We start from the raw sequence: 10,456 nt of genomic DNA on the forward strand, positions 1-10,456 counted from the left end.
TTCACAAAAAGTTACGCCCGCGATGACGCCAGCGACTCCGTCAGCACCGATCCGATCCGCGCCAGGGCGGCCTGGTCGCTCATCCGCCAATGCGTCACCGGAACCGGGTAATCGTGCACCGTGCCGTCCACCGCGCCCGCCCAGGTAGCGGCCCCCGCCAGACCGGCTGGAGCGGTCTCGGTCGCGGTGAAGTACACGACATCACCATGGAACTTCGCGGCCTGATACCCGACCGTCAACGCCGTCATCTCGACGTTCGCCTGCACGAACCGGGTAATCCGCTCGACGCCGAGCGAGGCGAACGGCTCCGGCAAACCGGCCAGCTGTTCGGCGATGGCCGACACGTCTGACGTCTCGTCGAGTTGCAGCTCGACCGCGTTGCCGCCGAGCAGGCCACCGAGCAGTTCCTGGAGCGGGAAGGCGCCGACCGCGGTGTTCTCGTCGATCGTCACTCGCTCCGCCTGCAGGTGGCTGTCCATCATCGCCAGCAGGGCGACCTGTTCGCCCTCTTCCTGCAGCTGAACAGCCATGGCATGGGCGAGCACACCGCCGAGCGACCAGCCGAGCAGGTGGTACGGGCCCGTGGGCTGCACCGATCGAATTTCCTTGACGTAGCGCTGCGCCCACTCGTCGATCGACTCCGGCAAGGACGACGGATCCGAGAGTGCAGGCGACTGCAACCCGTAGATCGGACGATCGTCGAGGTGCGCGGCCAATCCGGCGAACGACCAGGCGATGCCACCGAAGGGATGCACACAGAACAGTGGCGCCCCCGCACCGGAAGTACGCAGCGGCAGGAGGACATCGAAGGCAGCGTCCAGGTCGACCCGGCCCGATCGGCGGTTCTCCAGTGCCTCCGCCAGCTCGCCCGGCGTCGGTGCGGTGAACAACCACACCATCGGAACCTTTTCCCGCAGTTCGGCACCCAGACGGGCCGCCGCGCGGGCGGCCAGCAGCGAGTTGCCACCGAGTTCGAAGAACGAGTCGTCCAGACCCACCCGCTCGACCTCGAGCAGTTCCGCGAACACACCGGCCACGGTCTCCTGCACCGGCGTCTCCGGCGCGCGGTACTCGCGCACCTTGAAGACCGGTGCGGGCAAGGCATTCCGATCCAGCTTGCCCGAGCTGTTGAGCGGAAGCTCCGCAAGCACCACCGCCGCCGCGGGCACCATGTAGGCAGGCAACCGCTCCGCGGCGAACTTGGTCAGCTCTGCCGCTTCAACTGAAAGATCCGGCACCGCAACTACATACGCCACCAGCTGCTGACCGGTCGCGCTGTCGGCCACCAGCACGACCGCCTGGCTGACCGCCGGATGTGCGAGCAACACGGTCTCGATCTCGCCCAGCTCGATACGCTGACCACGCAGCTTCACCTGGAAGTCACTGCGACCGATGTACTCCAGCGCGCCAGCGGTATTCCAGCGCACCAGGTCACCGGTGCGGTACATCCGCGCACCGTCGCCACCGAACGGATCGGCGACGAAGCGATCAGCGGTCAGATCCACTCGGCCTTGGTAACCACGTGCCAACTGCGTTCCGGCCAGATACAACTCGCCGCGCACGCCGATCGGAACCGGTCGCAACTCCGAATCCAGTACGTACGCCTGAGAGTTCCACACCGGACCACCGATCGGCACCACCGAACTCGACGCCGTCTCGTCCGCCAGCCAGGAGGTGGCGATGATGGTGAATTCGGTAGGTCCGTACGTGTTGTACACCGCCGCATCCGACACCTTGCGGAACGCGGTCACGGTCGCGGGCGGCAGTACCTCGCCACCCGGGAAAACCGCACGCAGCGAACGGCATTCGGCGGGCGAGGAGGTGGTGGCAAGCACCGAGAGCAGCGAGGGGACCACATCGAGCACGGTCACGCCGTGCCGCTCGATCAGTTCCGCCTGCTGCCTCGGGTCACGGTGGCTGTCGTGGCCGCCGATGATCAGACGCGCGCCCGTCATCAGCGGTGTGAACATCTCCCATACCGACGGGTCGAAGGTGAACGCCGTCTTCTGCAGCATCACATCGGTCTCGGCGAAACCGAATTCGCCGATCATCCAACTCATCTGGTTGACCAACGCGGCGTGGCTGACCGCGACGCCCTTCGGACGACCGGTCGAACCGGAGGTGTAGATGACGTAGGCCGTGTTGTCCGACCGCAACGGCGCCAGCCGATCCGCATCCGTCACTACAGCATCGGAGAAGCCGGACACATCCACGGTGTCGATCTCCAGCCGCTGCACCGTCTCCGGCAACGCCAGCTCATCGCGGGACGTGGTCAACACACACGCCGGCGCCGCGGTATCGAGAATATGGGCGATGCGCTCGGCCGGATGATCCGGATCGATCGGCACGTACGCGCCACCGGCAGCCAGCACCGCGTAGACCGCAGCCACGGTATCGACCGAACGACGGATGCCGACCGCGACCAAAACCTCGGGACCGACCCCGGCCTCGATCAGCTTGCGCGCCAACCGGTTCACCCGCGCGGAGAACTCCGCGTACGTAAACTCCAGCGCCGCACCGTCTCCTGGATCCGACACCACCGCAAGCGCATCCGGCCGCGACCGCACGGTGTCCTCGAACCGGTCCAGTACGCTCACCAGCTCCGGCACCACGTGCGCAGTCGAGTTCCACTGCCGCAGCACCATTGCCCGCTCGGCGTCGTCGAGCAGCTCGATGTCGGACACCCGCCGCTGCGGATCCGCCGCGATCGACTCCAGCACCCGCAGATAGCGGTCCGCGAAACCCGCCACCGTCTCCGCGTCGAAGATGTCGGTCGCGTAGTTGAAGCCGATGACCAGCTCACCGAGCGTGCGGTCTGCGTGCACGATCGGCTCGACGCCGATCGTCAAGTCGACCTTCGCCGCCACCTCGGCCTCCTGCACACCCGCGATGGTCAGCCCGGGCAGCTCCAGCTGAGCGGACTCGGTGTTCTCGAAGGCCAGCAGCACCTGGAACAGCGGATTCTGATTGCGCCCACGATCGGGCGCGACCTCGTCCACGATTCGTTCGAACGGGATGTCGGCATTGTCGAAGGCGGCCAGGTCGGTCTCCCGAACCTGATCGACCAGCGTGGCGAAGTCGAGCGCGCCATCCACCTCGGTACGCAAGGTCAGCGTGTTGACGAACATGCCGACCAGATCGTCGAGCGCACGTTCGCCGCGGCCCGCGACCGGCGTGCCGATCGCCACGTCGGTGCGGCCGGACAACCGGGCGAGCAGCACCGCGAGTGTGGCGTGCACGACCATGAACAGCGTGGCATTTCGTTCCCGCGCAAGGTGTTCCAGCGCTCGGTGCACCTCCGCGGGCACCGTGAGCATGGACACCGCGCCGCGGTGGGATGCCGTCGGCGGATGCGGGCGATCCTGCGGCAGCCCAGGCAGCGCGGTCAACCCGGCCAACTGACCGCGCCAGTAGGCCAATTGGCTTGCGGCCAGCGAATTTTCGTCGTTCTCCGCGCCGAGCACCTGTCGCTGCCACAGCGCATAGTCGGCATACTGGATTTCCAGCGGGGCCCAGGCGGGGGCGCTGCCGGTGCTGCGCGCGAAATAGGCCGTCATGAGGTCCCGCGCCAGCGGTGCCTTCGATGACCCGTCGCTCGCAATGTGGTGCACCACCATCGCGAACAGGTACTCCTGGTCACCACCAGGCTCGGCGGCACCGAGGGTGAACAGCACCGCACGCATCGGAACCTGCTGTGTCACATCGAATCCGAGCGACATCACGGCGAGGGCGTCGGTCAGCGGGTCGGCGGTCGCCCGCACCTCGAGCCCGCTGGGCAGCACCTCTGCCGCCGAAAGAATCTGCTGATAGGGCAGTCCGGTGGCGCCGTCGGTCGGGTACCTGGTGCGCAGCGACTCGTGCCGCTCCAGCACGTCACCGACGGCCGCGCGCAGCGCCGCCACATCCAAGGTGCCGGTAAGCCGTAGCGCCAGTGGGATATTGAACGCGGTCGAGGCGGGATCGAGCTGGTTCAGCGTCCACATCATCTGCTGAGCCAGCGACAGCGGTATCTGGTCCGGCCGTTCCTGGGCGACGAGCTTCGGTCGCGCGTTCGCGATGGCGTCCGACTCGAGGCGTTCGGCCAGCGCGGCGACGGTGGATGCCTCGAACAGCACCCGCACCGCCACTCGACCCTCGATGGCCTCGCCGATGCGCGCCGCCACCCGGGTGGCCAACAGCGAATTGCCGCCGAGGGCGAAGAAGTCGTCGTCGAGCCCGACCCGCTCGACGCCGAGCAGATCGGCGAACACAGCAGCCACGATCTCCTGCACCAGCGTCACCGGCGCACGGAACTCCCGCGCCTCGAACACCGGCGCGGGCAAGGCCTTTCGATCCAGCTTGCCGGAGGCATTGAGCGGGAAGTCCGCCAGCACCAGCAGGGCCGATGGCACCATGTACGACGGCAGCTGACGGCTCAGCGCCGTTCGCACCGCATCCACGTCCTCGGTGCCGACCAGGTAACCGACCAGCTGATCGCCTGCCACCGTCGCCACGACCTGCACCACGGCCTGCCGCACGCCGGGGCAGCCGAGCAACGCGGTCTCGATCTCACCGAGCTCGATGCGCTGGCCGCGGAACTTGACCTGGAAATCGCTGCGGCCGAGGTACTCCAGCACCCCGGCGGTGTTCCAGCGCACCAGGTCACCGGTGCGGTACATCCGTTCACCTGCTGCGCCGAACGGATTCGCGACGAACCGGTCGGCGGTCAGATCGACCCGGCTGTGGTAGCCACGGGCCAGCTGCACGCCTGCCATGTACAGTTCGCCGCGCACGCCGACCGGCACCGGCCGCAACGCCGAATCCAGCACGTACGCCTGCGAATTCCACACCGGGCTACCGATCGGCACCGACGCCGACTCGGTGTCTCCCACCAGTCCCAGGCTCGAGTTGATGGTGAATTCGGTAGGGCCGTACGAGTTGTACAACGCCGCATCCGAGATCTGCCGGAACGCGGCGACCGTCGCGGGCGGCAATACCTCACCACCGGCGAAAACGGTTCGCAGGGAACGGTTTTCATCATACGAGGCGGTAGTGGTGAAGACCGAGAGCAGGGAAGGCACGAACGAGGTGTCGGTGACCTCGTGCCGTTGGATGAGCTCGGACAGATACTTCGGGTCGCGATGTCCGTCGTGGGCGGCGACAATCATGCGGGCGCCGACCATCAAGGGGGCGAAAATCTCCCGGACCGATGGGTCGAACGTGAACGGGGTCTTGTGCAGCACGACGGAGGTCTCGTCGAGCCCGACGATGTCGGTCAGCCAGCTCATCTGGTTGACCAGCGCAGCATGCGTGACGGCCACACCCTTCGGCTTGCCGGTGGAACCGGAGGTGTAGAGCACATAGGCGGTATTGCCCGCGCGCAGCACCCCACGCCGCTCACCGACGGCGAGCGGCGCACCGGAATGCCGTGCCAGGTCCAGCTCGTCGATGTACAGCATCGGCAATTCGCTGGCAGATCCCACACCTGCACCGCCGGAGGCGATTTCGTCACGGCGGGTGGTCAGCACACACGCGGGCGCGGCACCGGCCAGCACGTAGTCGATCCGCTCGGCCGGATGATCCGGATCGACCGGCACGTACGCACCACCGGCGGTCAGCACCGCATAGATCGCGACCAGCATGTCCACCGAACGGCGAATACCGACCGCAACCAAAACCTCTGGGCCGACGCCGATCTCGATCAGTTCGCGGGCCAACCGGTTCACCCGCGTGGCGAACTCCGCGTAGGTGACGGGCTGCGGCGCGGCACCGTTGTCGGGATCGAACACCAGCGCAACAGCATCCGGCCGCGACCGCACCTGGTCCTCGAACCGCTCCAGCACCGAAACCAGCTCAGGCACCGCGTGCGCGGTCTGGTTCCAGTCCCGCAGCACCACTGCGCGCTCGGCGTCATCGAGCAGATCGATGTCGCCGACCCGCCGCTGTGGATCCGCCGCGATCGACTCCAGCACCCGCACATAGCGATCGACGAAGCCCGACACCGTCGCCTCGTCGAACAAGTCAGTGGCATAACCGAATTCGGCCAGCAAACCGGCAGGCCCACCGTCGGTGTCCGCGGCGGCTTCGCCGATGGTCAGCGTCAGGTCGAATTTCACGGTCGGGTTGTCGAGTCCGACGCCGGAGACCTGCAACCCCGGCAGTTCGAGGGTTGTCTCGGCCAGGTTCTGCAACGACAGCGACACCTGGAACAACGGATTGCGGCTGGCAGTGCGCTCGGGGGCGAGCAGGTCGACCAGTCGCTCGAACGGAATATCGGCGTGCGCGAACGCCTGCAAGTCGGTGTCCCGAGTCGCCGCCAGCAACTCGGCGACGGTGCGTTCGGCGCGGATCTGCGTGCGCAACACCAGCGTATTGACGAACATGCCGATCAGATCGTCGAGCGCGGCCTCACCACGCCCGGCCACCGGGGTGCCGATCGCGATGTCGTCGGTGCCGGACAGCCCGGCCAGCGTCACTGCCAGCCCGGCGTGCAGCACCATGAACAGCGAGCCCTGCTGCTCCTTGGCCACCTGCTGCAACCGCTGGTGCAGCTCGGCCCCGATCGAGAACGCCACGCGGGCACCGGAAAACGATCGGATAGCCGGCCGCGGCCGGTCGAACGGCAGCGGCAACTCGTCCGGCATACCGGCCAAGGTCGTACGCCAGTATTGAGCTTGGGCCGAAATACGGCTCTGCGGATCATCTTCCGAGCCGAGCACAGTGCGCTGCCAGATGCTGAAATCGGCGTATTGGACCGGCAGCGGCGCAAGGACGGGGGCCTCGCCCGCCGCGCGTACGGCGTAGGCGGTCATCAGATCGCGCGCCAGAGGCCCGAGCGACCAACCATCACCGGCGATGTGGTGCACCACGCACACCAGCACGTGGTCGGTCTCGCTGATCTGCAAGGCCCGCAGCCGAACTGGTGGCGCCGCGGTGACATCGAATCCCACAGCGACGGTCTCGATGACCAACTCTCGGATCCGCTCGGGATCCGCTGCCACAGTGGCAAATTCAGGTAGCACCCGCGGATCGTCGAGCGGGAGGACCACTTGGTAGCCCGCACCGTCGGCCGCGGGGTAGATGGTGCGCAACACTTCGTGTCGCTCGACCAGATCACGGACTGCGGCACGCAAGGCATCCAGATCCAGTGCACCGGTCAACCGCACCGCCATCGGGATGTTGTCCACCACGCTGTCGGGGTTGAACTGGTTCAGGAACCACATCCGCTGCTGGGCATAGGACAACGGAACGCGCTCCGGCCGCGGCATCGGCTGCAACGGCAAGTCGACGTCCTCACCAGCGGATCCGCCCAACTGGTCCACCTGCTCAGCCAACGCGGTCACGCTGCTCGACTCGAACACCAGATGCAGCGGGACCCGAGTGCCGAGCGCGGCACCGAGCCGGGCCGCCACCTGGGTGGCGAGCAGCGAGTTGCCGCCGAGCTCGAAGAAGTCGTCGTCGGCGCCGACCGGCTCGTCCTCGTCCGGCCGCAGCACGCCCGCGAAAACCTCGGCCACGATCTTCTCGGCCCGGGTCACCGGTGCCCGGAACTCCCTGGTGGCGAAGACGGGTTCGGGCAGTGCCGCCCGATCCAGCTTGCCGACCGGGGTCAGCGGGATCTCGTCGAGCACCGTGATCGCGGCCGGAACCATGTAGGCGGGCAACGAATTCGAGACGAACGTCGCCAGCTCCGACGGATCGGGGGTGGCTCCTGGACGCGCCGTCACATACGACACCAACGCGGTCGCGCCCGAGGACAGCTCCCTGCCGAGGGTGACCGCGAAGTCGACGTCCGGATGCGCGGACAAGGCGCTATCGATTTCGCCGAGCTCGATGCGCAGACCACGGATCTTGACCTGGAAATCCGAGCGACCCAGGAATTCCAGTTCACCGTCGTCGTTCCAGCGCACCAGGTCGCCGGTGCGGTACATCCGTACCCCGGACAGTCCGAGCTCGGCGGCGAACGGATTGGCCACGAAACGCCCGGCGCTCAATGCCGGACGCCCCAGGTACCCCTGCGCCAAACCCACTCCGCCCAAATACAATTCACCGGCCACCCCACGCGGCACCATCCGCAGCCGCGAATCCAGGATGAGCGGAGTGGATCCCTCGGTGACCCGGCCCAGGGTTACCGGAGCGCCCGGCGTCATCGGACCGGTCGCGAGGAAGACCGTCGTCTCGGTCGGGCCGTAGGCGTTGAACACCACCCGATGGTCCGCGGTCCACCGATCCACCAGCCTGGGGTTCAAGGTGTCCGCACCGCAGACCACAACCGCCAGATCGGGGTACTCACCCGCGGGCACCGACTCCAGTGCACCCGGCGTGATCAACAAGTGGGTGACGCGCTCCTTCTCCAGCAACGCACCGAGTGCCTCCCCACCGAAGTCGGTCGGCGGCACGACCACTACCGTCGAACCGGCCACGAAGGCGGGCAGAAACTCCATGATCGAAAAGTCGAAACTCGGCGAACTCAGGTGCGCCACGCGAGAATCCGCAGTCATCCCCCACTGCGCGGCACTCGCCACCACCCTGGCGAAACCTTCGCTGTTGTTCACCACGGCCTTCGGCCGACCGGTGGAACCCGAGGTGTAGACGAAATAGGCCGGATGCTGCACGGTCAACGGCCGGACGCGATCGCCGTACCAGAACGGGTGCGTCGGCTGCGCAGCCACGCGTGCCAGCACAGCCGGGTCGTCCAATTCCAGCCACTCGATGCCCTCGCCCAACCCCGCACGGTGCGACGACACGGTCAGCCCGAGCACCGAGCCGGAATCGGCAAGCATGAACTCGATCCGGTCCTTCGGATACAACGGATCGACGGGAACGAACGCCGCACCGGTCCTGGCGACTGCCCACACCGCGAGCACCGACTCGAGGCTGCGCGCAATCGCGATCGCGACGATATCCCCAGGACCGAGCCCGCGACCGATCAATTCCCGTGCCAACTGTGCCGAACGCTCGTCGAACTCCCGGTAGGTGAGCTCACGATCTTCGAACCGAATCGCCACCCGATCCGCGGCCGTCTTCACCGCTGACGTCAGCAAATCCACGAACAGCGGAACCGACGACGCCCGACGACGACCGGAGCGCCCTTCCCGACGCACGTTCATTCGACATCCTCACTGTCCGGACGGCATCCATCCGGACCTTCGGAGCGACCACCACGCATCCGCACCGACCGCAGCGCCGCCGCAGGCCGATCCACCGCACGGGTGGCAGCCCGTTTTCGTTTCGTTCAGCCGTCTAAGCGGCACAGGCGCGATGACTGCCTGCCACAGTCATCGCGCCCGAGTCCATCAGTCCATCCTGTGCGGCACGCCGCAAGGATGAGTCATTTCGCCGGCAATCCCATGCTCTTCGCGAGCATCGGCCAGGAGCCACGGAAGGTGTCGTCCCAGTACGACCAGCGATGCGTCCCGATCGGGTAGAAGTCGTACGCGGCCGGGATATTGAGCGAATCGAGCTTGTTCTTCAAATTGTGCGTGCACGCGTTGACGGCCGCTTCGATCACCGAGCCGACGCCGAGATTGGTCAAGCCGTCGAAGCCTGGCGAATCCTCCTGGTACCACTGCAAATCCGCAGGCACAGGGAGGCCGCTACCGCTGGAGATGAACAGTTCGGTGCCGCGCAACTTCTCCGCGTTGATCACCGGGTCGTTGGCCGCCCACATCGGGCTGTCGGCGGGGCCGTACATGTTGTCCACATTTCCGCCTGCCCACGTTTCGGTGGCCAGCTTGAGGTACTGCCTGCCGACCGGGTCGGCGATCTGCGCGCAACCGCTGTAGGCGGCGACGCCCTTCCACAGACCGGGCTTGGCCTCGGCCAGTTGCAACACGGAGGTGCCGGAGGTCGAAACCCCGGCCAGCGAGTTGAGGCCGGTGGACTGCAGCGTCTTGTCCAGCAGCGGCGGCAGTTCCTCGGTGAAGAAGGTCTTCCACTTGTTCACACCGAGCTTCGGATCCGGCTTGATCCAGTCGGTGTAGTAGCTGCCTTTACCGCCGATCGGCTGGATGACATTGACCTGCTTGTCGGTCAGCCACTGCAGCACACTGGTCTGGTCTTTCCAGCTTGCGGAGCTCAAACCGGCATCGAGCCCGCTCAGCAGGTACAGGTTCGGCGCAGGCTTGGATTCGTCGACCGGACGCTGCACGTCGACGGTGATCTCACTGCCCATCGCCACCGAGTACACCTTCAGGTGCCAGGTGCGCCCGTCTTTGACGACGGAGGTAACGGCAGGCGTCTTGTCTGGCTCCGCCACGCCGGTGCCAGCGAACGCCGTGACGGACACCATCGCGGCAAGCGCGGCCACCATGGTGCGGCGCAGGTTGACCCTGTTTAGTACGGAACGCTTCATCGAACAGTCGACTCCCTTAGTTGGCTGCGGCCGGGCCCGCCCACGATTGTCCGGCCCGCCGTGTCCATCGCTCCAGCGTCGAACTTCGCTACAGCTTCCGCGACCGGCCGGTGTGATTTCGTC

General features: G+C 66.6%; 2 protein-coding genes. Both read right to left on the reverse strand.

The genetic code is table 11. From position 1 onward, the window contains the following. Positions 1–11 precede the first annotated feature (11 nt). Positions 12–9,089, reverse strand: coding sequence for an amino acid adenylation domain-containing protein (locus ACGFNJ_RS10890; protein WP_393445863.1), 9,078 nt, complete (start codon positions 9,087–9,089; stop codon positions 12–14). A 221-nt stretch (positions 9,090–9,310) separates the two neighbouring features. Next, a complete protein-coding gene (locus tag ACGFNJ_RS10895) occupies positions 9,311–10,333 on the reverse strand; it encodes an alpha/beta hydrolase (RefSeq protein ID WP_393445865.1) in 1,023 nt (340 codons plus the stop codon). Between the last annotated feature and the right edge of the window lie 123 nt (positions 10,334–10,456).

The organism is Nocardia sp. NPDC049149 (assembly GCF_043197455.1).
Lineage (GTDB): Bacteria > Actinomycetota > Actinomycetes > Mycobacteriales > Mycobacteriaceae > Nocardia.